Origin of the sequence: Rhodomicrobium sp. (assembly GCF_047605405.1) — a bacterium.
Classification (GTDB): Bacteria; Pseudomonadota; Alphaproteobacteria; order Rhizobiales; family Rhodomicrobiaceae; genus Rhodomicrobium; species Rhodomicrobium lacus.
Genome location: NZ_JASGFR010000007.1, coordinates 81,540 through 104,598, shown reverse-complemented (window position 1 = coordinate 104,598; position 23,059 = coordinate 81,540). Strand labels below are relative to the sequence as shown.

At 62.6% G+C, this 23,059-nt stretch carries 22 protein-coding genes and 1 pseudogene; 14 read left to right on the top strand and 9 right to left on the bottom strand.

What is annotated here, in order from left to right; genetic code table 11:
* The first annotated feature begins 94 nt into the window (after positions 1-94).
* Positions 95-994, top strand: coding sequence for a uracil-DNA glycosylase (locus tag QM659_RS04825; protein WP_415187572.1), 900 nt, complete (start codon positions 95-97; stop codon positions 992-994).
* The gene (locus QM659_RS04820) at positions 991-2,100 is read left to right on the top strand and encodes a calcium:proton antiporter (protein ID WP_415187571.1); all 1,110 of its coding nucleotides are present in this window, start codon (positions 991-993) and stop codon (positions 2,098-2,100) included. The genes QM659_RS04825 and QM659_RS04820 overlap by 4 nt, the downstream gene beginning before the upstream one ends.
* A gap of 18 nt (positions 2,101-2,118) precedes the next feature.
* On the opposite strand, the gene QM659_RS04815 is transcribed toward QM659_RS04820, so the two are convergent.
* The 4 genes from QM659_RS04815 to QM659_RS04800 all read right to left on the bottom strand — a co-directional run bounded on the left by QM659_RS04815 (position 2,119) and on the right by QM659_RS04800 (position 7,020).
* On the bottom strand, positions 2,119-3,504 hold the full coding sequence (locus QM659_RS04815; protein WP_415187570.1) for a DUF2201 family putative metallopeptidase: 1,386 nt from the start codon (positions 3,502-3,504) through the stop codon (positions 2,119-2,121).
* Positions 3,497-4,606 carry an AAA family ATPase gene (locus tag QM659_RS04810; protein ID WP_415187569.1) on the bottom strand — a complete coding sequence of 370 codons (1,110 nt, stop codon included), beginning with the start codon at positions 4,604-4,606 and terminating at the stop codon, positions 3,497-3,499. Before QM659_RS04810 ends, QM659_RS04815 begins: the two co-directional genes overlap by 8 nt.
* A 121-nt stretch (positions 4,607-4,727) precedes the next feature.
* Positions 4,728-5,729 (bottom strand): hypothetical protein, encoded by a 1,002-nt coding sequence (locus tag QM659_RS04805; RefSeq protein ID WP_415187568.1) that lies wholly within the window; start codon positions 5,727-5,729, stop codon positions 4,728-4,730.
* Positions 5,730-5,967: 238 nt separating this feature from the next.
* Positions 5,968-7,020, bottom strand: coding sequence for a CBS domain-containing protein (locus tag QM659_RS04800; RefSeq protein ID WP_415187567.1), 1,053 nt, complete (start codon positions 7,018-7,020; stop codon positions 5,968-5,970).
* A gap of 273 nt (positions 7,021-7,293) precedes the next feature.
* On the opposite strand from QM659_RS04800, the gene QM659_RS04795 reads away from it, so the two are divergent.
* From QM659_RS04795 to QM659_RS04785, 3 genes are all read left to right on the top strand, one after another.
* Positions 7,294-8,040: a methyltransferase gene (locus QM659_RS04795; RefSeq protein ID WP_415187566.1), complete on the top strand. Its 747-nt coding sequence runs from the start codon at positions 7,294-7,296 to the stop codon at positions 8,038-8,040.
* Between the two features lie 91 nt (positions 8,041-8,131).
* On the top strand, positions 8,132-9,097 hold the full coding sequence (locus tag QM659_RS04790) for an acetyl-CoA carboxylase carboxyltransferase subunit alpha (RefSeq protein WP_303487723.1): 966 nt from the start codon (positions 8,132-8,134) through the stop codon (positions 9,095-9,097).
* A 185-nt stretch (positions 9,098-9,282) separates the two neighbouring features.
* The gene (locus QM659_RS04785; RefSeq protein WP_415187565.1) at positions 9,283-10,671 is read left to right on the top strand and encodes a L,D-transpeptidase family protein; all 1,389 of its coding nucleotides are present in this window, start codon (positions 9,283-9,285) and stop codon (positions 10,669-10,671) included.
* Between the two features lie 159 nt (positions 10,672-10,830).
* Here the strand turns inward: QM659_RS04785 and QM659_RS04780 are convergent, their stop codons facing one another.
* Positions 10,831-11,121 (bottom strand): hypothetical protein, encoded by a 291-nt coding sequence (locus QM659_RS04780; protein ID WP_415187564.1) that lies wholly within the window; start codon positions 11,119-11,121, stop codon positions 10,831-10,833.
* Between the two features lie 550 nt (positions 11,122-11,671).
* On the opposite strand from QM659_RS04780, the gene QM659_RS04775 reads away from it, so the two are divergent.
* The gene (locus tag QM659_RS04775) at positions 11,672-12,535 is read left to right on the top strand and encodes a DUF1499 domain-containing protein (RefSeq protein ID WP_415187563.1); all 864 of its coding nucleotides are present in this window, start codon (positions 11,672-11,674) and stop codon (positions 12,533-12,535) included.
* 217 nt (positions 12,536-12,752) lie between these two features.
* Positions 12,753-13,751, top strand: a complete 999-nt coding sequence (locus QM659_RS04770; protein ID WP_415187562.1) for a glutathione S-transferase family protein — start codon at positions 12,753-12,755, stop codon at positions 13,749-13,751.
* A 117-nt stretch (positions 13,752-13,868) separates the two neighbouring features.
* Here QM659_RS04770 and QM659_RS04765 read toward each other — a convergent pair.
* Positions 13,869-14,234: pseudogene (locus QM659_RS04765) on the bottom strand (lytic transglycosylase domain-containing protein); the annotation flags it as partial.
* A 620-nt stretch (positions 14,235-14,854) separates the two neighbouring features.
* On the opposite strand from QM659_RS04765, the gene QM659_RS04760 reads away from it, so the two are divergent.
* The 4 genes from QM659_RS04760 (at position 14,855) to QM659_RS04745 (ending at position 18,001) form a co-directional block, all read left to right on the top strand.
* The gene (locus tag QM659_RS04760; RefSeq protein WP_127075225.1) at positions 14,855-15,835 is read left to right on the top strand and encodes an RluA family pseudouridine synthase; all 981 of its coding nucleotides are present in this window, start codon (positions 14,855-14,857) and stop codon (positions 15,833-15,835) included.
* Positions 15,836-15,961: 126 nt separating this feature from the next.
* Positions 15,962-16,672 carry an HAD-IA family hydrolase gene (locus QM659_RS04755; protein WP_127075227.1) on the top strand — a complete coding sequence of 237 codons (711 nt, stop codon included), beginning with the start codon at positions 15,962-15,964 and terminating at the stop codon, positions 16,670-16,672.
* Between the two features lie 421 nt (positions 16,673-17,093).
* Positions 17,094-17,576: a flavodoxin FldA gene (fldA, locus tag QM659_RS04750; RefSeq protein WP_303487736.1), complete on the top strand. Its 483-nt coding sequence runs from the start codon at positions 17,094-17,096 to the stop codon at positions 17,574-17,576.
* Positions 17,555-18,001 (top strand): DUF2023 family protein, encoded by a 447-nt coding sequence (locus tag QM659_RS04745; protein ID WP_127075231.1) that lies wholly within the window; start codon positions 17,555-17,557, stop codon positions 17,999-18,001. The genes fldA and QM659_RS04745 overlap by 22 nt, the downstream gene beginning before the upstream one ends.
* A gap of 66 nt (positions 18,002-18,067) precedes the next feature.
* On the opposite strand, the gene QM659_RS04740 is transcribed toward QM659_RS04745, so the two are convergent.
* On the bottom strand, positions 18,068-18,961 hold the full coding sequence (locus QM659_RS04740) for a LysR family transcriptional regulator (RefSeq protein ID WP_164729786.1): 894 nt from the start codon (positions 18,959-18,961) through the stop codon (positions 18,068-18,070).
* Between the two features lie 129 nt (positions 18,962-19,090).
* Between QM659_RS04740 and QM659_RS04735 the strand changes: the two genes are divergently transcribed.
* Positions 19,091-19,327 carry a DUF1127 domain-containing protein gene (locus QM659_RS04735; protein ID WP_415187561.1) on the top strand — a complete coding sequence of 79 codons (237 nt, stop codon included), beginning with the start codon at positions 19,091-19,093 and terminating at the stop codon, positions 19,325-19,327.
* A gap of 169 nt (positions 19,328-19,496) precedes the next feature.
* Here QM659_RS04735 and QM659_RS04730 read toward each other — a convergent pair whose 3' ends face one another.
* A complete protein-coding gene (locus tag QM659_RS04730; protein ID WP_415187560.1) occupies positions 19,497-19,826 on the bottom strand; it encodes a hypothetical protein in 330 nt (109 codons plus the stop codon).
* A gap of 8 nt (positions 19,827-19,834) precedes the next feature.
* Positions 19,835-20,182 (bottom strand): hypothetical protein, encoded by a 348-nt coding sequence (locus QM659_RS04725; protein WP_415187559.1) that lies wholly within the window; start codon positions 20,180-20,182, stop codon positions 19,835-19,837.
* 157 nt (positions 20,183-20,339) lie between these two features.
* On the opposite strand from QM659_RS04725, the gene QM659_RS04720 reads away from it, so the two are divergent.
* Positions 20,340-21,032, top strand: coding sequence for a hypothetical protein (locus QM659_RS04720; RefSeq protein WP_415187558.1), 693 nt, complete (start codon positions 20,340-20,342; stop codon positions 21,030-21,032).
* A gap of 194 nt (positions 21,033-21,226) precedes the next feature.
* Complete coding sequence (locus tag QM659_RS04715) at positions 21,227-23,050, top strand: cation:proton antiporter (RefSeq protein ID WP_415187557.1); 1,824 nt, start codon at positions 21,227-21,229, stop codon at positions 23,048-23,050.
* The last annotated feature ends 9 nt before the right edge of the window (positions 23,051-23,059 follow it).

Below are 23,059 nucleotides of genomic sequence, written 5' to 3'. Positions count from 1 at the left end.
ATCAAGAGTTAGAGCAGATCTTTGTTGCACCGCACTGAGATTGGTGTCCTACGGGAAAAGTGCTTCCCCGCCAACTTGATTATTCGTCTAAATCATGGGCAATCTCACCGGCATGCGCGCGTCTTCCGAGAATGCTGCAATTCTGCTCGAATGGTATCGGGCAATGGGGGTCGAGGAGACCATCGCCGAGGAAACACGCGACTGGTTCAGCGAAATTCCGCGCGCGGCTTCTTTCCCTATAGGTATAGACGTTGACGCTAACGTCAACCGGAAACCACTCCCCCGCGAGCGGGCGGATTTGCCGCAGCCCGAAGCGAATTCCCGCGCAGCGCCCCATGAGCATGCGCCGAGCCCGAGCGCCGTCCCATCGCGTGATGTGATTTCCAACGACGTGATGGCGGCGCGGGAACTCGCCCGCAGCGCCCGAAGTCTCGGCGACTTGCGCGCGATCCTCGAAAACTTCGAGGGATGCGGCCTCAAGGCCACCGCGAGCCGTCTTTGCCTGTCGCGCGGATCGCCCTCGGCGCCGCTGATGCTCATCGGCGAAGCGCCCGGCAAGGATGAAGATCGGCAGGGCCAGCCCTTCGTTGGCCGCGCGGGTCAGCTTCTCGACCGCATGCTCGCCGCCATCGGTCTCACCGAAGCCGACTTCTACATCACCAATATCGTGTTCTGGCGTCCGCCCGGCAACCGCACGCCCTCGCCGGAAGAGGTGCAGGTCTGCCAACCGTTTGTAGAAAGACAAATTGAACTCATTGCGCCCAAGATCGTTATGTTTCTAGGAAATGCTGCGGCCAAGCAGCTCACTGGAGCGACCGAGGGAATCATGAAGCTGCGCGGAAAATGGCTGGATCTGCCGGGGCACCCCGGAACGCGAGCGATGGCGACGCTTCACCCGGCCTATCTCTTGCGCACCCCCATCGCCAAGCGGCTCGCCTGGCGCGACCTGCTCGCGGTTCGCGAGGCGCTCGACGCGCTCAAGGGCCGCTCATGAGGCCGCCCGCAACGGCCCAGCGCATCGGCGTCGTCGATGTGATGCGGATCGTGGTCCCCGTCGCGGCGCTGGCGCTCTACGCAGCCATCACCTTCCTCGGCGGACAGGCGATCAAGGATCAGCCGCCGCTGTGGCTGTCGCTCGTCGTCTTTCCCATCCTGTTCGCAACCGTCATCGCGGCGGTCGTCAGTGCCGAGGAGATCGCGCACGAAATCGGCGAGCCGTTCGGCACACTCGTGCTCACCATTTCGGTGACGGTCATCGAAGTGGCGCTCATCATGGCGATCATGCTCGAAGACAAGGGCAATCCCACGCTGGCGCGGGATACGGTTTTCGCCGTTGTCATGATCGTTGCCAACGGCCTCGTCGGCATCTGCATGCTGGCTGGCGGGCTCCGCTATTACCAGCAGGATTTCGAGTCGAAGGGTGCGAACGTCTATCTCGCGGTGCTGACCGCGCTCTCCATGCTGACGATGGTGCTGCCGAATTTCACCGTTTCTTCAGCCGGGCCGGTCCTGACCTCATCGCAACTCATCTTCGTGTCGATCATCACGCTGCTGCTGTACGCGCTGTTTTTGTACATCCAGACGGTTCGGCACACGGAGTTTTTCAAAGTCGAAATCGAGGATGACGATACCGGGAAAAAGGGGCACGGCCTTCGCATCCGCGCACCGGTCCTGCTTGTCGCCTCGCTTCTGGCCGTGGTCCTGCTGTCGAAGACGTTCACCGCCTCGCTGCAAGGCATTCTGACGCAACTCGGCGCGCCGGAACCGTTCCTCGGCTTCCTTGTCGCGCTGCTGATCCTCTCGCCCGAGGGCATTACGGCGGTGCGGGCCGCGCGGATGAACGAGCTTCAGCGGTCGATCAATCTCGCGCTCGGCTCGTCGCTCGCCACCATCGGCATGACGGTGCCTGCCGTCGCCGTCATCACCATCTTCACGGGCAAGGATCTGATCCTCGGCCTCGGCTCGGAATCGATGGTGCTTCTGTTCCTGACGCTGCTCGTGAGCGTCTACACCTTCGGCACCGGGCGCACGAACATCCTGTTCGGCTTCCTGCACCTCATCATTTTCGCGACGTATATCTTCCTGATCTTCGTGCCGTAGGAGCAATGCAGGGCGGGGCTAACTCAGCACGAGTTTTCGCCCGAACGGTGCGGCGGCGCTGGCGAAGGCTTCCGGCACGGCCCAGACCACGGGAAAGCGCGGCCGAAAGCGCGCGGGACCATCGAGGTCGGTCAGCACCACCGCGATGTCGGGCGCGTATTTGTCGGCTTCCATGAGCAGCGGCGTGAAATCGGTGTCGCCGCGCCCGTCAAACTCGATCTCGCGCAGGTTCGACACCCCCGGCTCGTAGCGAACCACTTTCCGCACGCGGTCGTCGCCGATGATGAGCATCATCCCCGCCTCCTGACGCCGCGTGATGGCCTCGATCTCCAGCGCGAAACGGTCGAGCAGCTTCTCGTCGACCGAGCCCGACACGTCCACCACCACCACAAGGCGCGGCACGGGCTTCGCAAGGCTGAACCCCGGCTCGAAAGGCATGCGCCGCGTGCCCATGCGGCCCTGATTGGCGATGTAGGACCGAGCGGGCCGCGACCATGACAGGTCGAGCTTTTTCGAGAGCGCGCGGGCCAGCTGCGAGCGAAGCGCGCGCTCCCACGGCGTCTTGATCTTCGGCAGGTCGGCAATGAGCGCGCGCAGCATCGAGTGCATGCCGTCGCTGGCGTGGCTCCGCTGGATGCGCTCGCTCCATTGCCGCGCGGCCTGCGCCTCCGCTTCGGGGGGCGCTTCGGGATCGGGCATCGGCACGAGGTCGCGAAGGCTGCCCGCGCCCATCGCGCGGGCCGTCGCCGCTTTGGGGCCATCCTTGCGCTCGTCGGGCTTCGTCTGTTGCGCCTGCTGCGTTTCCCGGCCGTTCTTGCCGTCGCGACTTTCTTCCGAGCCGCCCTGCTTCTCGCGGCGCTGGTCGCGCTTGCCGCCTTTCTCCGCCTGCTGACGGTCGTCGACGGCGCGATAAAGCCGCTCCACATCCCATTCGAGCAGCGATTTCTGCACGTCCTCGCGGATATTCAGCGCGTTGCGCAGAAGCTCGTCGAGATAGACCGAGCGGTGCGGTAGCCTGAGCCACGTGAGATGCGACAGTGAACTGTTGACGATGGCGTCGGCGCAGATGTTGAAGAGGTCGAGGTCGACGTCTCCGACGAGTTGCTGCAATTCCAGAAAGCGTTGCGGATGCCGCAGCGCGATATGCAGCACCTCATGGGCCACGAGGCCGACCTGTTCCGCCAGCGGCGTTTCCGTGAAGGACGGCCCATAGCGAAGCGTGGTCCCATCCGTCGACACGACCGGTGCTGCGGGGTCGGCCACGTCGAGATGCTTCACCCAAAGCGCGAGGCCGCCGGTCGAGGGCGCGAACTCCACCATGCGCTGTATGGCCCGCGTGCCGCGATGGCCGGGCGGAAGACCGCCGCCCGCGCCGAAGTCGATTGCGGCACTGCCATCAGGCATAGCTAGGCTCCTTGGCGCGCGCCTCGGCATAGCGGCCATAGGCCGGGCTTTCGAGGATCGCGCCCTCGAGCCCGGTCGCAAGCGCCTTCTGCATGATGAGTTCCATGGCCAGCGTCTGCACCTCGCGAAGCGGCAGGCGGATTTCCGCCTTCACCTCGGGCAGCTGCTCCACGATTTCGAGTGCGCGCGCCACGCTGTCGCTGTCGGTGCAAGCCGCGAGAAGCCCATAGGTCATGCCGTAAAGCCCGTCGAGCGAGCGCGGCAGCAGCGCCGCCGTCTCCGCGCCTGGCCTGGCCTCCATGAGCTTGAAGACGTCGACGCTCGCCTGAATTTCGCGCAGCACGCCGAAGAATTCCGCCGCGTTCGAGGCTCCGATTCGCCCTTGCACGAAAATGCGCTTGGCGTGCTCGGACATCTCGGACTTCAGCACGTTCGAGATGTCTTCCCAGCCGCGCGGGCTGGAGCCGATGAGGTGATCGTTGGAAAGCTGCGCCTCGGTGTCGTCGAGCTTGTCGGGGCGCACCTTGAGATAGGCCATCACCTCCGGGGCGAAATCGTTCGCCATCGCATGATCGAGGAAGGCGTCGATCACAGTCTGCACGTGGAAGTGGAACATGCGATCGGCGAGCGCGGTGCCCATGTCGTGACAAACGGCGCCGTGGAAACTGGCATTGCCGGCCGCGATCACCTGCCAGCCGTCCGGCAGTTCGTAATGTCCCACGCGGCGGTCGAGGATAAGGGAATAGGCCGAGATTTGCAGACGCTGGTCGGCAGCCGTCAGTTCGTCGAGGAAAAGGATGCCTTGCGGCTGGTCGCGACCGGGCAGGAACTCGGGCGGGAACCAGACGGTTTTCGCGAGCGAGTCGTCCGCGTAGATGGCGCCACGAATGTCCACCGGCTCGATGGTGGTGAGACGAAGATCCACGAGCGGCACGCCGTAGTGAGCGGCGACCTGGCGCACGATGGACGATTTACCGACACCGCGCGTCCCCCACAGCATCGTCGCCCTGCGGCGCAGGACGGGGTTCGCGAACTGCTCGATCAACGCCGCTTTCGCGGTCGCGATCGAGACGGGGGGCACGTTCATCGGGTTTCCGGCCATTCCTCACCCTTCAGCACAATGTTGTTCAGTATACCCGCAATGCGCGAATGGTTTTCTTGTTCCGCCGGATTTAAAAAACTTAACGCCTGGTTTTCATGACTTGATGTTTCTTATCGCGAGGTCAGACTGGCTCGGGGTCAAGCTGAATCCATCGGGGGGCTTTCAAGCGCCGCGGCATCGGCGGAATCTCGATCTGCGGCAGCCTTCGCATGCAGAACACCGAAGCCATGAGGAGAGGCGGCGCGTTGAAGATCAGCATGCGCAGCACGGAGTCTTCCGACAGTTCCAGCCGCGAGGACAGCGCCGCAAGCGTGATCAGCGTGAGGCTTACCAGCAACGGCAGCGAGCGCCGGAAGGCGACGCCCCAGCGAGCCCTGTAGAGCCGGTCGTGGAAGCGCGCGGGCGCATCGCCGAAGGTCTGCACAAGATGCTCGACCATCCTGTCGAGGTTCAGCTCGGCGCGGCGGCTGCGGTCTGGCTCGCGGCCCGATGTTTTCAGAATGCCGCGCCATGTGTCCCGCCGCCTGCGGATGAGGCTCCAGTTCCAGCCGAGCACGGCGAGCAGATCGTCCGGCAAGCGCATGTGCGCGCCTTCGGGCGGCAGGATCTCGATGACCGTTTCGGGATCGGCTTTCACGGTCGGCGCTGTCGCCGTCACGGTAAGGTCGCCGAGCGTCGCGGCCATGTGGGTCAGGGCCTTCTGCGTCGCGGGCATACCGGCTGGCGTCAGGCCGCTGCCCCGGAGAAGGCGCCAGCATTTCACCATCTTGAATCCGGGCCCGAAACGGAACTGGCTTGCCGACGGCACTGTGTCGAAGCAAGCCAGCATGTCGGAGAGATCCCGGCCTTCGATTTCGAGGCGCGCCTCGAAATTCTCCGGCGCGCAGGAGCAGACGGTCGTGCGTTTCAGCTTGTGCGTGGTTGCGGGCCCGCTGGCGCAATGGAGTTCGAGCGTCTCCGTATAGGTGGGCGCGTCCTCGGTCTCGCCGACGCGTTCGACGGTCTTGAAAACGAGGCGCCGTTCCTGTCGGTTGGTGGCCTGCAAGTCCGGATGCAGTCCGCGCCGCGTGAAGGGCGCGACGAGGCCCAGTATTTCATGATGGGAAAGGGGATGCGCAGCCAAGTCAAACTCCGGTCGAACAGGTTAGCCAGCAAGCCGGACGCTGTTTGTGCGGGCCGCGAGTGCCTTTCTCCCGGACCGCGTCTTCATCGGCCGCTTTGCATCATTCTAAATGATTTTAACCTGTCCTCGAAGGGAACGTTCCAACTTTGCCGTTATCGCACGTGCGCTGACGGTTACATTAACGTGAACATGATGATCAGGATGGATGCCCGCCCGTCCGGTCCTGGGCATCGCCGAACTATCCACGTGCGCTCGCCAACTGCCGCATGAAGCGCGTGAACTGGCGAAGCTGCTGGAGTTCTTCCGGTTCGATGCCGTCCGGATCGAAATGCATCACGTCGTTCCTGATCTTGCGCACCGCGTCGAGCGACTGGCAGAAGACGTCGCGCTCTATGTTGATCGCGAGCCTGCTCCAGTTCGGCGGCAATTGCAGAAGACGGATATACTCGCCGAAGGAGAGGTCCGCGACGGTTTCGACATAGGCGACCCGCGACGCGTCGGCCGGATTGCAGGCCGTCTTCAGTTCGTCCGCCGAAAACACGTTGCCGATCAAGTTGCGGACGAGATTTTCGATCTCGCCGAGGAGCAGGAAAGGCTCGGTCAGGTCGTGAAACTGAAGGCTCAGATCGTTCGCCGTGACGATGCCGGTGATGCGTGCGTCCGCGCCGCGCACGAGAACGTAATCGTTCGCGACGATAGCCTGGATCGCATCGAAAATGGAGACGTCCGACCGCACTTCATGATGCGGCTCCATCGCGTCGCGGACGAGGGGAGCCGCCCTGTTCAGAACCATGCGGGTGCCAACGGACCGCCAGCTCAGCATGCCGAGCACGGCGCCATCGTCCGTCATCACCGGGAGTTGCGAGAAGCCGCGCAGCATCATGATCGTGACAGCCTGGGCGACGGGCTTGTCAGGCGGAACGGAGACGATGCCCTGGTTCGCGGCGGCGAGCCTGCCGACCTTGTAGGTCGCCTCGCGGGATTCCCATCGGTTGGGAGCGACAGTCTCCGGTGCTTTCGGCGGGTTCTCGCCGGGCGTCTTCGGCTCGAAATTGGCGGAAACGCCGTTGCCTTCGGAAAGGACGAACCTGATCGGCGCGTCGATCCAGACCGTCTCGAAATCAGGAACCGTGCGCACACCCTCTTTCGCGAGTTCATCGCGGATGTTCTGCACGATCCGGTAGCGGCGACGCTGGGCGTCGAACCAGCCGAGAAACGTGCGGACGCTGACTTCGGGCGGGGTCTGCCCCGCGCGAAGTTCATTGGCAATCGAGCCGATACGAGAATCCAAGAAACACCCCTCGAAAATATCTGCGAATTAAATAGAAAATCAGCCGTTTCGCAACCTTGGGCGACGGACAATCAGAAGCAGTCCAGCTTGCGTCATCTGGAGGCGTCGGGTGAAAAGCAACCGGGCGCGCTGGTTTCCCGCGCATTTTGCTCAACGGCGATGAACGAGCAAGGAGCCTTGCGCTTTGGCCCCGAGAGGGGGAAACAGGGCGTGTCTGGCGCGCTCGTCCCTGCGGCGAAGCGCGCATCTCTTCAGGAATCAGGTGAAACTCGCATGTCCCGCAAGGACATAATCGCGCGCCGCTTCTCAAACAGCGTCTTGACCTATGATGCCAACGCAGCTCTTCAGGAGACGGTCGCGGCACGCCTTGCCGAGTTCCTGCCCGGCGCAGGCGAGCCGCGCCTGCTCGAAATCGGCTGCGGCACGGGACTGTTTTCGCGCCATGTCCTCACGCGATACCCTCGGGGCCGGTTCCTCTTCACCGACATCGGCCTCGATATGGTGTCCCGCTGCCGTGAAAATCTGGCGGCTGCGGGCGGCCGGGGTGCGGAAACGACGTTCGCCACGATGGACGGCGACCGCCCCGCCGTTGCGCACGGCTTCGACCTCGTGGCGTCGAGCATGACGCTGCAATGGTGCGACGATCCGCGCCGAACCCTCGAAAACTGGCGGCGGCTGCTGAATCCGGGCGGCCACGTCGTGTTCGCCACCATCGGCCCCGGCAATTTTCCCGAATGGCGCGAAACGCTCGAAAACCTCGGCGAGCCGGTCGGGCTCCTGGACGTGCCCGCGCTCGACGGCGTGGTGCGCGAGGAGTCCATCACCGCCAGATACGGCGATGCCACGGGCTTTCTAAGGGCGCTGCGCGACACCGGGGCGCGTCAGCCGAGACCCGGATATCGACCGCTTTCGGCGACGGCGCTCCGGCGCGCGCTGGCGGTATTCGACCGCCGGCACGGAGGCTGCGTCACATGGCGCATCGTCTACGGGGTTCTCGACGCGCCCAGTCCCCGGAAATGAGAAGGGAGCGCCGGAACGCGCACTAGCCCTTGCCTGCCGCCCATGCTAGGCAGGGCAAAACAACCCGATCCCGTTCCAAGCTCCAAAGGCCATGCGCACCTATCTCGACTTCGAAAAACCTATCGCTGAACTCGAAAGCAAGATCGCGGAATTGAGCGCGCTCGGCGAAGGAGACAGCGGCGTGTCCATCAAGGATGAACTCGCCAAGCTTCGCGAGAAGGCGCAAACGGCGCTCGAAGAAACCTACAAGAGCCTCGATCCCTGGCAGAAGACGCAGGTGGCGCGCCATCCCGCGCGGCCGCACTCCGTCGACTATATCCGCGAGCTTATCGCCGATTTCACGCCTCTGGGCGGGGATCGCTATTTCGGCGAGGATCTTGCCATCATCGGCGGCCTGGGCCGGTTCAACGGCCGCACCGTGATGGTGCTCGGACACGAAAAAGGCGCCGATACGCAGGGCCGCCTGCGCCACAATTTCGGCATGGCGAAGCCCGAAGGCTACCGCAAGGCCGTGCGTCTCATGCAGATGGCCGATCGCTTCGGCATTCCGGTCGTCAGCCTCGTCGACACCGCGGGCGCTTATCCCGGCATCGAGGCGGAGGAGCGCGGTCAGGCCGAGGCTATCGCGCGCTCGACGGATTGCTGCCTGTCGCTTTCCGTGCCGATGATCGCAGTCGTGATCGGCGAGGGCGGCTCCGGCGGCGCGATCGCGATCGCCGCAGCAAACCGCGTGCTGATGCTCGAACACTCCATCTACAGCGTGATCTCGCCCGAAGGGGCGGCCTCGATCCTCTGGCGCGACAGTTCGAAGGCGCGCGATGCCGCGACGAACATGAAGATCACCGCGCAGGATCTTCTTCAACTCGGGGTTATCGATCAGATCATTCCCGAGCCCGTCGGTGGCGCCCATCGCGATCGGGAGGCCGCGATTGGCAACGTGCGCGAAGCGCTCGAACGCGCTCTTTCCGAATTCGAGTCGCAGGAAAAGCAAGCGATCAAGAAGCAGCGTCAGGACAAATTCCTGGCTATCGGCCGCACCTTGCCGGCCGCGCGGTAGGATCGTCACGACAATGGGTCGCATTTTGGCCTCAATAGCGCGGCCAAGTCTCTGTTGCAGAAAAGGAATCGAAGGCTTACAACTTGAGGATGCGATCTCTAAAAAGCACTCGCGAAATGCAACCTCTTTTTAACCCAGACGGCCGATGCTCCCCCGACAGCGCCACCGCGCAGAGGAAAGGCTTGATGAGAGTTGTGTTGCGTTTCGCGTCGGTCGCTCCGCTTTTGCTGGGCTTGACAGGGTGTCTTAACCTCTTCGGTTTCGGTGGCGATCCAGAAAACACGGTGCCCCCGGCCGAGCGCCAGCTTCCAGCATCGACCCAGGCGATGCTCGCCATCAAGGGCATGAGGCCCGACGCGCCGATCTTCATCCGCATCTTCAAGGAAGAGTCGGAGCTGGAGGTCTGGAAGTTCAAGGAAGGCCGGTTCCAGCATTTCCGCACCTATCCGATTTGCGCCTGGTCCGGCACACTCGGCCCCAAGATTCAGACCGGGGACCGGCAATCGCCCGAGGGCTTCTACACCGTCACGCGCGCTCAGATGAACCCGCGCAGCAATTACTATCTGGCTTTCAATCTCGGCTACCCGAACACGCACGATCAGGTGAACGGACATACGGGGTCGGCGCTCATGGTGCACGGCAACTGCAAGTCTGTCGGCTGCTACGCGATGACCGATGCCTATATCGAGGAGATCTATATCCTCGCGCGTGAGGCGTTCGACGCGGGCCAGACGAAATTTCACGTGCAGGCCCTGCCCTTTCGCATGACGGCAGCCAACATGGCGAAGCATCGCGATAGTCCGTGGTATTCGTTCTGGGGGCGCCTCAAGGAGGGCTACGATTCGTTCGAGGCCACCGGCAAGCCGCCGATCGTCAAGGTTTGCGGCAAGCAATATCAGGTGAACGTCCAGTTTCCCGGCCTCCCCGGCGATCCCGCGCCGGACGGTCCGTGCCCGATCTTCGCCAAGGTCGATCCAAGGATGCTTCCGGGGGTCGATGGTGTGCCGCAGACCGTTCTGGCGAATCTGAACCGCGCACCCGACACCGCCCAGCCGCAAACCAGCCAGCCGGTTGCCGTGGCCGCCATGGCACCGCAACCGCCAATGCGGTCGTATACGCCAACCTACACACAGCCGGCGACCGCTTCAGCCGCCCCGACCCAACCGGCTGAAACCGCCGCGTTCGCCTCGATGTCCGCGTCGCCGGTCGTACGGACACCGGCAAGCAGGCCCGTGTCGATAGCAAGCATGCAGGCAACGCACCCCGCAGCTTCCGGCGCAGCGCCCGCATCGGGGCAGGCCTTCGCCTCCGCTCGCAAGGAGCCCGACAGCGGCGCACAGCCGACGCAATATCAGTTTGGCACCACGACGCAGGCTTCGGCTACGGCACCCGCTGTGCAACAGGCTTCCGCGCAGCAAACCGCAGGTCAGCAGACAGCCGCCGCAACCGATCCCGACGCTTTGCAGAAGACCAACCGTTCCGGCAAGGGCGGAAAGCTGGCCTCTCAGCCTGACGCGCCGGAAAACATGATTTCCGCCTCCCCCCCGATCATGCTGGGCTATACGCAACGCTGATCTGGCGCGCGTTCCGGCACGCGACGGCAGCACGATGCGAAAGCGGACACCGCCCCGGTGCCGGGCTTGATTTCGGCGAGTCTTCAGCGCTCTTGCGGAACGCAATGTGGGACTGAAGCCGAGGCGGCGCAGACCGGGAAATCGGCGCCGAAGCAGATCCTACATCAGGCGGACGCGCGACCGGACGCGCAGAGGCACGGCTGGCGGCATGTCGGTGAGACCAAATGGCAGTTCGAGCTGTTCGGCCGTCGCGGGCTCAGCGGGCCTGCACAGGAAGCCATTGCCGCTTTCCTCACGGGCGAGGTTCGCGACTGCTTCCGGCGCAGCGGTCATGCTGGAACGAGGCGCGGGCTTCGACATGGCGCCGTTCCGGACAGCTTTCGCCCTGGCGTCGAGAAGCACAGTATTGACGATTGAACCAAGCTGCCGCCATTGAATTTCTTCAGCCACAGTCGTACTCCGTCGTTTACTAAACTACGTCACACTCATATTGTCCGATCAGTGTTTGTCGATTCGTCGTCATAATTGCGACAGTGCAAGCGAAATTCTTGTTACATTTTCGAAAGACGTGTGCAGATCGCGCGGCGCAATTGGATGGCGGATCTGTCTTTCCGTGGCGCGTTGCATTGCCGACATCCGAAATATAGAGCGTGGGTGCATCCGATTGCGGCATGATGCTGCAGGACGTATCTATCTTTATGTCATCAAAAGCGTGCTTCAGCCTTTATCGTGCGTCTTGTCGGAAAACCGCTTCACACTTTTTCCAGACGCAGTCTAAGGCACTTGAACCATGGTGCGATAAGATGACAGCTCCCGGCATTCGCTCGCGAGCGACTGCAAACGGATGCAATGTTGGAATCGGACTACTAGCCTGAGCTTTTGCGTAATGGCGTGTTGCGACGCCGAAGATCGCGGAGGCAGGCGCGAGCGATGGTAAGAAGGACGGCGAAGCGGCCGCGCTTCAGCCGGACCAATCTGGGGCGGCACGGCGGAGAGAACCTTGCGTCTTTACGAAAATCTTTCGAAGCGGGCGGCGTGGAGCTACCGGATAGCCGTCCTTTCTGTCCTCGTTTTTGGAGGCGCATTCGTCTGGCATCGCTTCTTCGGCCTCACGACACCGCTCGCGCTCAAGATCATGGGGGCGGCGATTGCGGGAGCCATCATCGCAGTCTTTGTCGCGATCGCAGGGCTCGTCGCGATCTGGAACAATGGCGACCGGGGCGCCGAGCGCGCGGCCGCCGCGCTTTTTCTGGCCGCGCTCGTGCTCGCGGTTCCGCTTTGGTCGCTTCCCGCATTGCTTACCCTTCCCCGCATCTATGAAGTGACGAGCGATCCGGGCGCACCTCCGGCCTTCGATCGTGTCGCCCGAATTCGGCAAGGACAGGCGAACCCGATACGTTACGACGCCGCTTTCGCGCCGCTTCAGGCACAAGCCTATCCTGACCTCAAACCCCTTGTGGTCCAGCGCCCGCTCATCGACGTCTACACCTCGGTGCGTGATGTCGTGAAGACGCTGAACTGGAAAATCCTTGAGGAACAGGCCCCCGAAGCAACCAAGGCCGGCCATATCGAGGCCGTGGATAAAACCCTCCTGTTCGGCTTCGTGGAGGACATTGCGATCCGCGTGACCGGTAACGCGAAATCGGCGCGCGTGGATATTCGCTCATCGTCGCGTTTCGGCCAGCACGACCTCGGCCGCAATGCCGAGCGCGTTCGCAGGTTCATGACGGAAGTGAAAAACCGCCTCGCCGCGCTGGAACGTCTCGAACGCATGGAGCGTGTCGTCGCGGCCCGTCAGGCGGAAGAAAAAGAAAAGGCAAAGCCGCAGTCGAAGCCTCCAAACCGCAGACGAGATGCCAATTAAATCACTTCCCCGCCTCGATCTGACGCAGAGAAGCGGCTCGACAACCGGGCCTTATAAAGCTCGACCGCCGACGTCAGGAACCCGGCGCACCCCGGTGGTTTTCTCAAGCGAGCGGGGACGCGTACGCATCCAATGTGAAGACAAGAGGACGTTGTTCCGTACTGGGTCGAATCGATCGGCGTGAAATGGGAAACGCGGCGGCGGAGGAGAGTGAACCATGGGGCTTCTGGTCGACGGCGTATGGCAGGATCAGTGGTACGATACCAAGTCGACCGGTGGCCGCTTCGAGCGCCAGCAAAGCCGGTTTCGCAACTGGATCACGCCCGATGGAAGCGCCGGGCCAAGTGGTGAGGCGGGCTTCGAGGCAGAGGCCGGTCGTTATCACCTCTATGTGTGCTACGCCTGTCCCTGGGCGCACCGCACGTTGATTTTCCGGGCGCTGAAAGGGCTCGAAGACTTCATCCCGATATCGGCGGTGAACTGGTACATGGGCGCGGAAGGCTGGACGTTCGAACCTGGTCCGGGCGTCATCCCCGACACGGTCAACGGCGCCACACGCCTCCATCAAATCTACACGAAGGCCGATCCGTCCTATTCCGGTCGCGTGGTCGTTCCCGTGCTCTGGGACAAGCAACGTGAAACCATCGTCAGCAACGAATCGTCCGAGATCATCCGCATGTTCAACTCGGCCTTCGACGGTCTGGGCGCGAAGCCTGGCGATTACTACCCGGAAGAACTGAGGCAAGAGATCGATACGCTGAACGCGGAAATCTATGACCGCGTCAACAACGGCGTCTACAAGGCAGGCTTCGCAACGTCGCAGGAGGCATACGAGGAGGCCGTGCGGCCCCTGTTCAAGACGCTCGACAAGCTGGAAGCGCGGCTCGCCACACATCGCTATTTGTGCGGCGACCGAATAACGGAGGCAGACTGGCGGCTGTTCACGACGCTGCTCAGATTTGATCCCGTTTATGTCGGTCACTTCAAGTGCAACATACGCCGCATTGCCGATTACCCCAACCTCTGGGGCTTTACGCGCGAACTATATCAGTGGCCCGGTGTGAAGGAGACGGTCAATTTTCAGCACATCAAGGGGCACTATTATCAAAGCCACAAGACCATCAACCCGACGGGCATCGTGCCGGTAGGGCCAGAAATCGATTATGCCGCGCCGCACGGACGCAACACGCTGCCCGCGGCGAGCCGCCCGATATGATGCGCGCGAGGGGCTGCGGATTCAAACGAGTGAGCGGTCGGCAGGACGCTCCAGCAGACGCGTTGACCCTTGTCTCCCTTATTCCCACCCCGTCGCGCGCCGCCGCGACACCGAAACACCAAGGCGGGGTGTGATCGCCGAAACATAATTGACCGTCTCGGCCGGGAGCGGCCTGCCAGCCGTCAGATAATCTTCGTAGCGGGCAGGCCCTGCATTGTATGCCGCGAGAAACCCCGGCATGCCGTAGCGGTCGTGGAGTTCACGCAGATAAGCAGTCCCTGCGTGAACGTTGTCGCGCGGGTCGAACGGATCGCGCCCGAAACCGTATCGCGCGCGCAATTCGCGCCACGTCTGCGGCATGATCTGCATCAGCCCCATCGCGCCCTTGGAGGAAACCGCGTAAACGTCGCCGCCACTTTCCTGACTGATCACGGCGCGGATCCACACGGTCGGAATGCCAAAGCGCCTGGAAGCCTCCACCACGACATCGTCCACGGGATCACTTCCGTGCCTGTCGAACCGCCTTCGCTCGTCCGCATCGCTGCGAAAGTCCTCATGATACAGTGGCGCACGGCTGAACGCGTCGTAGCCCCGGGACCGGTAGGCCTCCGCGCCCTCACCCGTGGCGGGAGAACAAGCTCCAAACGCACAGTTGCCCCCGCCGGACGCTGCCTGCAAGGCTTGGGCAGCCACCGGCTCACCCAAGGCCAGAACGAAAGGCGCGGTCAAAATCAGGGTGCGGAGCAATGTCATTATCCTAGGGGCGAAAGCCCGTTTTCAGGAAGGGGATGGGGCCAAGCCACCCTATTTGCCTTTGATACAATTTCAATAAAAGTCGAGTTGTAGCGTTGATGGATCATTAACGCGGCATTTCAGGACGCGGTCGCTGACTCTTCGCCGAAGCGGCTTGCGATCGCATGGCGCAACCGTCGCTTGCCGCTCGTGGGCCCGCGCGGTCAAGCCTGGCGGCTCGTACGTGCTCGCCCCAGTCGAATACGATTAGCGGCGTCGCCATCATCCGCCTTCATGCGCCTGACCTTTGACCCAAGTTGCCGCTTTACATTATCCCCGCTGCGCGGCCAAATGCGCGCGAGGAGTTTCAGATGACCATCGAAAAGCGTGCGGTCCGCACCGACGACGACGGCCTTCGTGTCGATCGCTGGCTGAAAAAGAATTACCCGGCACTGCCCCATACGCTCGTGCAGAAACTTGTCCGCACCGGACAGGTCCGCGTCGACGGCGGACGCGTGAAGGCGGACAGCCGCCTTTCGGCAGGGCAGGAAGTTCGCGTGCCCACGCATTTCGCCGAGCCTGAAAACGCACCGCAGCCTTCGCTGAAACCGCCTCCGGGGCTCTCCAAGGCCGACCGCGATTTCATCGAGCGGATGATCGTGTTCGAGAACGACGAGATGTTCATTCTGAACAAGCCCTTCGGCATCGCCGTTCAGGGCGGCACGAAGACGACGCGTCACATCGACGGACTGCTCGCGGGCATGGCCGACCGCTTCGGCGGCGAACGTCCGCGCCTCGTGCACCGGCTCGACCGCGATACCACCGGCATTCTCGTTGTCGCGAAAGACCGCCAGACCGCGGCCCGCCTCGGCCGGCTGTTCCAGACACGCTCGGTGCAGAAGATCTACTGGGCGATCACGCGCGGCATCCCGAAGCCGCCACAGGGCAAGGTCGAGGCCGCGCTCGTCAAGGCAGCGGGGCCGGAGGGCGACCGCGTGCGCAAGGCGCGTCCCGGCGAGCAGGATCTCGCCCAGCACGCGACGACGTTTTATTCCGTCATCGACCGCGCCGCGAACATGGCGTGGGTATCGCTGAAGCCGGTGACCGGCCGCCAGCATCAGCTTCGCGCGCATATGGACATTCTCGGCACGCCCATTCTCGGCGATCAGAAATATGGCGACGGGACCGAAATCCCCATCGAAGGCATCGAACGGAAGCTTCATCTGCATGCGCGACGGCTGACGCTCAAGGATCCGAAGCTCGGCGAAATCGATATTTCCGCGCCCCTTCCGTCGCATATCGCGCAGACGTTCGAGCTTCTCGGATTCGATTCAGCCCGTTACGGGGAATAATTGTGCATAACAGACATGAGTCTAACGTTTAGCTTCACGCGGCGTTAGCCCGGCATAATGTAGATCGTGCATTGTGGGAATGATTATCCGAACGGGGCGGAAACCGAACCTTCGCAGGTGCGAAATATGGCATCGACTCCTACGCTCATTGTTTTCGACTGTGACGGTACACTTGCCGATAGTCAGCATATCATCGTCGAGGCGATGAGGTTTTCTTTCCAGAACCTCGGGCTGGCCCTGCCTTCGCGCCATGCGATCCTGCGCACCGTCGGCCTTTCGATGTCGGAGGCCATCGCCTGTCTCGCCCCGGACCTGTGTGAGGCCACGCGCGACGACGTCATCGCCGCCTATCGCAACAAGTGCATGCAGCTTCGCAATGCCCGCCAGAGCGAGCCGATGTTCCTCGGCGCGGCGCAGCTTCTGGGCAGCCTTGCCGCGCGCGATGACGTGGTTCTCGGAATGGCAACGGGCAAATCCCGCCGCGGCGCGCTCCGTTTCATCGAGGAAAACGGATTTTCGGCGATGTTTTCGACGGTGCAGACTGCCGACGACGCCCCCTCCAAGCCCCACCCTGCCATGCTGTTCCAGGCCATGCGCGAAACAGGCATTCCGCCGCAGTCGACGATCATGATCGGCGATACATCCTATGACATGCAAATGGCGGGCTCGGCGGCCTGCGCCGGCGTCGGCGTCACATGGGGTTATCACTCCGTGACGGAACTGACGAGGGCGGGAGCGCATGTCCTCGTGCACAGCTTCGCGTCCCTCGACAAGGCGCTCAGTCATGCCCTGGAAGGCGGGCGCCTGCGTCCCTTCTGCCGGGATGTGGCAGCCTGACCGGCTCACGATTTCGTCCACCAAAAGCGATGCACTCCGCCGGCGCGCGGCGCGCGAAAGCCGTTCCCCGCATGCCTGCGCATGTGAAAGGGAATGTCCCTTCGGCTTGGAAAACCGCACTCGCCCTTCCCCTTATATCCTGTCCGACGGGAGAAAACGGCGCCAATTTAGAATTGTTCTTCAGAGCTGTTCTTTAGAATGATTATGCGGGCGCAGTGCACTTCTAAAGAATGCGAATTAGAACTGTTATATTTCGATGAAATAATCGCAGATATCCGCCCAATATCGTGGTTTTATATTTGATGCGCCTTTCGCCATGCGCTAACTTCTTAGGCGTTGGTGTTCGCGGTTGAACACACGCGGCTGCGGGGTCTTGCTGCCGCTTTCCTTCTGCTTTGCGACAGGGTGAAAAGTCCAGACCATGAGTGTGAACGTCATTTTCGGCTCCGACGGCGGCGCTACCAAAGCGGTTGCCTCCAAGATCGCCAAAAAGCTTTCCGGCAAAGCCATCGACATCAAGGACGCGACGGCGGCTGATTTCGAAAGCCCAAGCCTTCTTATTCTCGGCTCGCCCACCTACGGCAACGGCACCCTTCAGACCGACTGGGAAGACAACATCGAAAAGCTGACCTCCGCCAATCTCGCGGGCAAGAAGGTCGCCATCTTCGGCACCGGCGATCAGGAAGGCTATCCCGAGAGCTTCGTGGATGCGATCGGCATCCTTTACGACTACGCGGTCGACGCGGGCGCGGAAATCGTCGGGTTCACCGACACGGCGGGCTACAACTATTCCGGATCGACCGCGGAGCGCGACGGCAAGTTCGTCGGCCTGCCCCTCGACCAGGACACGCAATCTTCCAAGACAGACAAGAGGATCACGGATTGGATCAGCCGTCTGACCTGAACGAGGGCGTCATCCGCGTCTTCAATCACCACCTCTACGAGCTATCGAGAGGGATCAGGCCGCTCAGCATGCTGACCATGACGAAGGCGGCGTCGGTTTTCGTAGAGGCACGGCTCGTCCGTGAAGGTGTTGCGTATTACGTGCACGAAGCCTGCCCTACGAAACTCAACGTCGTGTTCGGGCGCCCGGCGGCTGTGGAAGCGGCGCGACGGTTCCTGACCCGGCCGCTTTGCGATCTCTCACCCGAGCATGATTTCATGCTCGGCATTCTCCTCGGCTACGACCGCGAGCAACAATGCGTTCGCTACCTCGAAAGGTCGGCTTCGGCGGGCGAGCAGCAGGTGCTTGCCGCCCCTGATTTCGACGACAAATCCGCAAGCTGGCTCGATGCCGCCGTCGAGGCGAACCCGGAGCGCGCGCACTGATCGCGCGCTCTTCCGCTTTCGTTGAAGCCGCAACGGTATCGCCGCACGCGCAGGCCGCGCCTTCTCTCAGGCACTGATGTTCGTCAGCCGGTCGCGGATTTCCGGCATCGCCGGATGTGGTGGCTTGTCCTTGTGCACGATCAATCCGAGCTGCCTCACAAGCGGAGGCGAAAGCGGCCGCGCCACGATGCTGCGCCCGAGATAGAGGTCTTCCCTGTTCTCGATGGCGAGGATGGCGACCCCGACCCCCGCCGCCACCATCGCCTTCAGCGCCTCTGAATTGCCGAGATAGAGCGTCGGTTTCGGGTGGATGCCCTGCGCCTCGAACCAGCCGACCACGAGGCGGTGCATCTGCGTCGTCGGCAGGTCCAGAAGGAGCGCGCGTTTCTTGAGGTAGTCCGCTGGTATCGCGGACGGCAAGCCGGCACCTTCATGCATCGGGAAGACGGCCATGAGCGGATCCTCGCGGACCTTCGTCACCGATACCGGCGCCGCCTTGTCGATGGGCAGCGCAACGAGGCCGATGTCGAGTTCGTTTGCCGCCACCTTTTCCACGATGACATGCGACAGGTCGATTTCGATGGAAATTTCGAGTTCGGGATGCGTCAGGCGCAGTTCGCCAAGCAGCCTCGGCAGAAGGTAAACGCAGACGGTGATGGTCGCGCCGAGCCGGATCGGGCTCATCCAGCCGTCGCGATAGCGTCCCACGGCAAGCACGGCTTCCTCGGCGTCGCCGATGAGCTTACCCCCGCGCGCAACGAGTTCCTTTCCGGCGTCGGTCGCAAAGGCGCGCTTGCCGAGACGTGCCACGAGCTGCACGCCAAGCCGCGCCTCAAGCTCCTTGATCTGCTGACTTACGGCGGGCTGTGTCAAATTCAGCGCGCGCGCCGCCGCCGTAAAGCTCCCGCGCTTCACGACCTCAAGAAACGTCCGCACCTGATCGAGATTGAGATCGCGCATTTTTGGAACCAAAGGAATGCTTATCGTTACGCAAACGATAATCGATTTCATTTATCGAAGGAAGGGGAGCATATCTGGTGTCCGCCAGCGTCGGCGGCATAGCGGCGCGGGATACTGGAGACGAGTACGATGACAACGATGAAACACGCTCAACCTCTTGGCGATGCGGCTTCCACCATGGCGACGGGCGGCTTCTTCGATAAGGCGCTCGGCCTGTTGTCGTCCGTCAAACGTCGCTGGAACGCGGAAGCCGAGATACGCAACGCCGTCGCCGAACTCGAACAGCTCGACGACCGCGCGCTTCGCGACATCGGCCTCAACCGTTATGACCTCGAAGATCGCGTTCGCCACCACCACCGGCATTAGCTTCGGCAGCATCGGCATCGATTTGACCGAGACAGGCTGACCGGCACCTGAACAAAAAGCGTCGAGCCGCGCTCGATTTGCGGCACGACGCATAAAGGGGCCTTCCCTCTCATGCTCCCAAGCGGTTGATCAGGTGAGGCGCGACAGGTGCGCGCCTCCGTCCGGCAGGTCACGGATAGCTCGACACCACGCGATGCGACGCTTCGAGCGTGCGCCAGATGTCGATCGTGAGCCGCGCATGCGCCCGCGCCGCCTTCAGTTCTTCGAGGGCGGCCGCTGCGCTCGCCTCCTCCGCCACGGCTTCCGCGTAAGCCTCGCTCGCATAGGCCTCGCGCTCCTGCCCCGCAATCGGCAGATCGGACACGGCTTTCATCGCGAGCGCCTTCACGCGGCGCACCTTGCCTTCCGCGATGAGCGCGCGCTCGGTACGCGCACGAAGCTCGGCGGCGCTCTTTCCGTCGAAATTGATGGCATTCATCAACTGACGGTCGGTTATCATCGCCTTCTTCACGGTCTGCCCGCTCGCGAGATGCGCTTGTCGAACGCGCTCCGGGCGATGGCGCCACTCGAAGGTGCAGCTTCCCCCGCCTCAGCCGCAATCATCGCTTCCAGCGCTTCGTATTCACGGCGCAGAAATGCGCAGATATTCAGGTGGCGGTTGACGTCGTAGAGCCACGAACCGGCATGCCCACGCGCAATTTCGACCTTCCGCGCCGCCTTGAGCTGCGCAATGATGGACAGACGGCCTTTCAGGCTGGTGTCGCCCGCCTCGATTTCGCCAATGCCGAGAAGATAGGCCAGCGCCTTGCACCGCTTCATCTCCTCCGCGTCGAAGGACTCATTCGTCACGCCCACGGAGTGTCTCCCGAACTCGTAACAACTGATACGGGTAATAGAAGAAAGCGCTTTAACCTTCGGTGAATCGAAAGCGGGACGAAAACCCGACCTGCGCAAATTGCGCTTGCGTGCTTCTCCAATTTTAAGAAAATCCGTCTCAACTTTTGGGGACGCCATGTTCGAAGTCATCCGCGACGCGCTCATCTGGCTCATGAGCTGGGTTCTGGACAAACCGCCTCAGGGCGGCGAGGCGTTCAGGCTGCTGTTCCTGATCGGCTTTTCAGTGTTTGCCACCTGGATCAGCCTCTACTGGCGCGACCTCGCCTATCGCTCCCGCACGATCCGCCGCAGGCTCAAGCCCGAAGAGCGTTATGCGGGCCGCTATTTTCAGGCCGTCTGGCAAAAAGGCGACCTGCGCTACGCCTTTGTGAATATCTTCTTCAACTGGCGGCGGCGTCGCTACGAGGCCGCTGGCCGCGCCTACGCAGCCGATGGGACGGAGCTGGCCTCCTTCAGCTCGTCCTATGTGCGCTTCCCGTCCGAAAAGGATTCCGAGATCGAATTCATGTGGAAGAGCAATTCCGGCGTCTCGGGCTATACGCGCCTCGCCATCGAGGATTCGGACGAAGACCTCATCCAGGGCGACGGGCTCGTCGTGCATATCGATGGCGAAATTTGCAGCTATCCGATGAAATTCAAGCATATGCACGACCGCTATGTGCGCGAGGCGCTCGGCGTCACGGTCCCGAAGCATTCCTCGCAGGAGCCGAATTTCGTGCGCCTCTTCAACGTGCGGTACGGCCCGAATGTGCGGAGCGGCTTCGCCAGCGCGCCGAAACCAGAGCCCGAGCCCACGATATCGGCATAGCGCACGCTGAATGCCGTCAGACCGTCGTAGCGGTTCAAGATCCGCATCGGAACAATCCCTTATCCCTCGCTCGTGGATCGGCAAGTTTCTTGCTATGCTCGCCTTTGCAAGGGTTTACCGAAAGCAGAACGCAAGCGCGTCCTTCGTCGGCTGGCTGTTCGGAAGCTCCTGATGACGAGGTTGAAAGGCATGGCATGACCACGCCCATGGGCGGTGACATCTACGGCGATGCTCTCGTGGTGCTCGGCACCGCGGGTATCGTCGTGCCGCTGCTCCGTCGGCTGGGAGTCAGTTCCGTGCTCGGCTATCTCGGCGCGGGCGCCATCCTCGGCCCCTACGGCCTCGGCTCGCTGCGCGCGGAATATGGCGTGCTGCCGTGGATCACGATTACCGACACGAAGGCGCTCGGCGGCATCGCCGAACTCGGCGTCGTGTTCCTGCTCTTCACCATAGGGCTCGAACTCTCGTATAATCGCCTGCTGACGATGCGCCGCCTCGTCTTCGGGCTTGGCTCGCTTCAGGTGGTCGCATCGACGGCGGTCATCGCTGCGATCTGCGCTGCGGCGGGGCTCGACCTCCGGCTTTCCATCATTCTGGGCGGGTGCCTGGCGCTATCCTCGACCGCCATAGTCGTCGATGTCCTCGCCTGCCAGCGCCGCCTCTCCACCGCAACCGGCCGCGCGAGCTTTTCGATCCTCCTCGCACAGGATCTCGCGGTCGTGCCGCTTCTCCTTTTCCTGCTGATCCTCGGTTCGAGCGCCGAAGCGTCCGTTTACGAAGCGCTCGCGCTGGCGCTCATGAAAGCGGCCCTCGGCCTCAGTTTCATCCTGATCGTGGCGCGGCTTTTTCTGCGGCCGCTGTTCCGCCTCGTGGCGTCGGCGGGGTCGAGCGAGCCGTTCATGGCGGCAACGCTGTTCGTGGTGGTGGCCACAGGCGTTACAGCGAGCCGCGCAGGGCTTTCCATGGCTCTCGGTGCGTTCGTGGCCGGACTCCTGCTTGCGGAAACGGAATACAGAAAGTCCGTCGAAATCGCCATCGAGCCCTTCAAGGGCGTATTGCTCGGCCTGTTCTTCTTCACCGTCGGGATGGGAATCGATTTCCGCGAGATTCTCAACTACCCGGGCCTCGTCTTCGGCGCGATCGTCGCTCTCGTGATCGTGAAGGCCGCGATCGTCCTCGGAATTGCGCCGCTCTTCAACGTGCCCCGCCCGGCAGCCCTCGAAACGGCGCTGCTCCTTGGCCCGGCGGGAGAGTTCGCTTTCGTCGGCCTCGGGCTTGCGGCCGGACTGAAACTGATTCCAACGGAGATCTCCGGCCCCGCGCTGGCCGTCGTCTCTCTCTCCATGGCGTTCATACCCATTCTCGACTTCGCGGGGCGCAGACTGGCGGAGCGCGCGTCGGCAAAGCGGCCGCACATCGACGAAGCTCTTCTCGCGCTGCCGGAAACGGAACTGAAGGACCACGCCATCGTCGTCGGCCATGGCCGCGTCGGACAGGTGCTCTGCTCGCTCCTCGAACGGCACCGTTTTCCGTTCATCGCGAGTGACAAGGATCCGGATGTCGTGTCGCAACACAGGCGCCTCGGCCGCGAAGTCTATTACGGCAACGCCGGTAATCCCGCGTTCCTGAGCGCCTGCGGCCTGCAAAGAGCCTCCGCGCTCATCATCACCATAACGGCAGGCGACGAAATCATCGAAATCGTGAAAACCGCGCTCAAGCTCAGGCCCGACCTTGTCATTCTTTCGCGCGCTCGCGACGCGACGCATGCCCATCAGCTCTACGCCATCGGCGTGACCGATGCCGTGCCGGAGACGATCGAAGCAAGCCTTCAGCTTTCGGAGGCGTCGCTCGTGGCGCTTGGCATTCCGGCGGGTCTGGCCATCGCGTCGATTCACGACATGCGCGACGAATTCCGCGCCGAGTTTCAGAATGCCGCGCGGCAATCGGGGCGGCTCGTGACGCGCGCCATCCGCCGCAAGACGCTCCGCGAGCGTGCGCCGAACAAGGCGGAGCCGTAGGAGACGACC

What these genes read in the sequence shown, in the direction of transcription:
- QM659_RS04785 (WP_415187565.1), top strand. Translation starts at nt 9,283, where the DNA reads ATGAGAGTTGTGTTGCGTTTCGCGTCGGTCGCTCCGCTTTTGCTGGGC.
- QM659_RS04825 (WP_415187572.1), top strand. Translation starts at nt 95, where the DNA reads ATGGGCAATCTCACCGGCATGCGCGCGTCTTCCGAGAATGCTGCAATT.
- QM659_RS04730 (WP_415187560.1), bottom strand. Translation starts at nt 19,826, where the DNA reads ATGATAACCGACCGTCAGTTGATGAATGCCATCAATTTCGACGGAAAG.
- QM659_RS04790 (WP_303487723.1), top strand. Translation starts at nt 8,132, where the DNA reads ATGCGCACCTATCTCGACTTCGAAAAACCTATCGCTGAACTCGAAAGC.
- QM659_RS04815 (WP_415187570.1), bottom strand. Translation starts at nt 3,504, where the DNA reads ATGCCTGATGGCAGTGCCGCAATCGACTTCGGCGCGGGCGGCGGTCTT.
- fldA (WP_303487736.1), top strand. Translation starts at nt 17,094, where the DNA reads ATGAGTGTGAACGTCATTTTCGGCTCCGACGGCGGCGCTACCAAAGCG.
- QM659_RS04715 (WP_415187557.1), top strand. Translation starts at nt 21,227, where the DNA reads ATGACCACGCCCATGGGCGGTGACATCTACGGCGATGCTCTCGTGGTG.
- QM659_RS04795 (WP_415187566.1), top strand. Translation starts at nt 7,294, where the DNA reads ATGTCCCGCAAGGACATAATCGCGCGCCGCTTCTCAAACAGCGTCTTG.
- QM659_RS04820 (WP_415187571.1), top strand. Translation starts at nt 991, where the DNA reads ATGAGGCCGCCCGCAACGGCCCAGCGCATCGGCGTCGTCGATGTGATG.
- QM659_RS04740 (WP_164729786.1), bottom strand. Translation starts at nt 18,961, where the DNA reads ATGCGCGATCTCAATCTCGATCAGGTGCGGACGTTTCTTGAGGTCGTG.
- QM659_RS04755 (WP_127075227.1), top strand. Translation starts at nt 15,962, where the DNA reads ATGGCATCGACTCCTACGCTCATTGTTTTCGACTGTGACGGTACACTT.
- QM659_RS04810 (WP_415187569.1), bottom strand. Translation starts at nt 4,606, where the DNA reads ATGGCCGGAAACCCGATGAACGTGCCCCCCGTCTCGATCGCGACCGCG.
- QM659_RS04760 (WP_127075225.1), top strand. Translation starts at nt 14,855, where the DNA reads ATGACCATCGAAAAGCGTGCGGTCCGCACCGACGACGACGGCCTTCGT.
- QM659_RS04735 (WP_415187561.1), top strand. Translation starts at nt 19,091, where the DNA reads ATGACAACGATGAAACACGCTCAACCTCTTGGCGATGCGGCTTCCACC.
- QM659_RS04720 (WP_415187558.1), top strand. Translation starts at nt 20,340, where the DNA reads ATGTTCGAAGTCATCCGCGACGCGCTCATCTGGCTCATGAGCTGGGTT.
- QM659_RS04770 (WP_415187562.1), top strand. Translation starts at nt 12,753, where the DNA reads ATGGGGCTTCTGGTCGACGGCGTATGGCAGGATCAGTGGTACGATACC.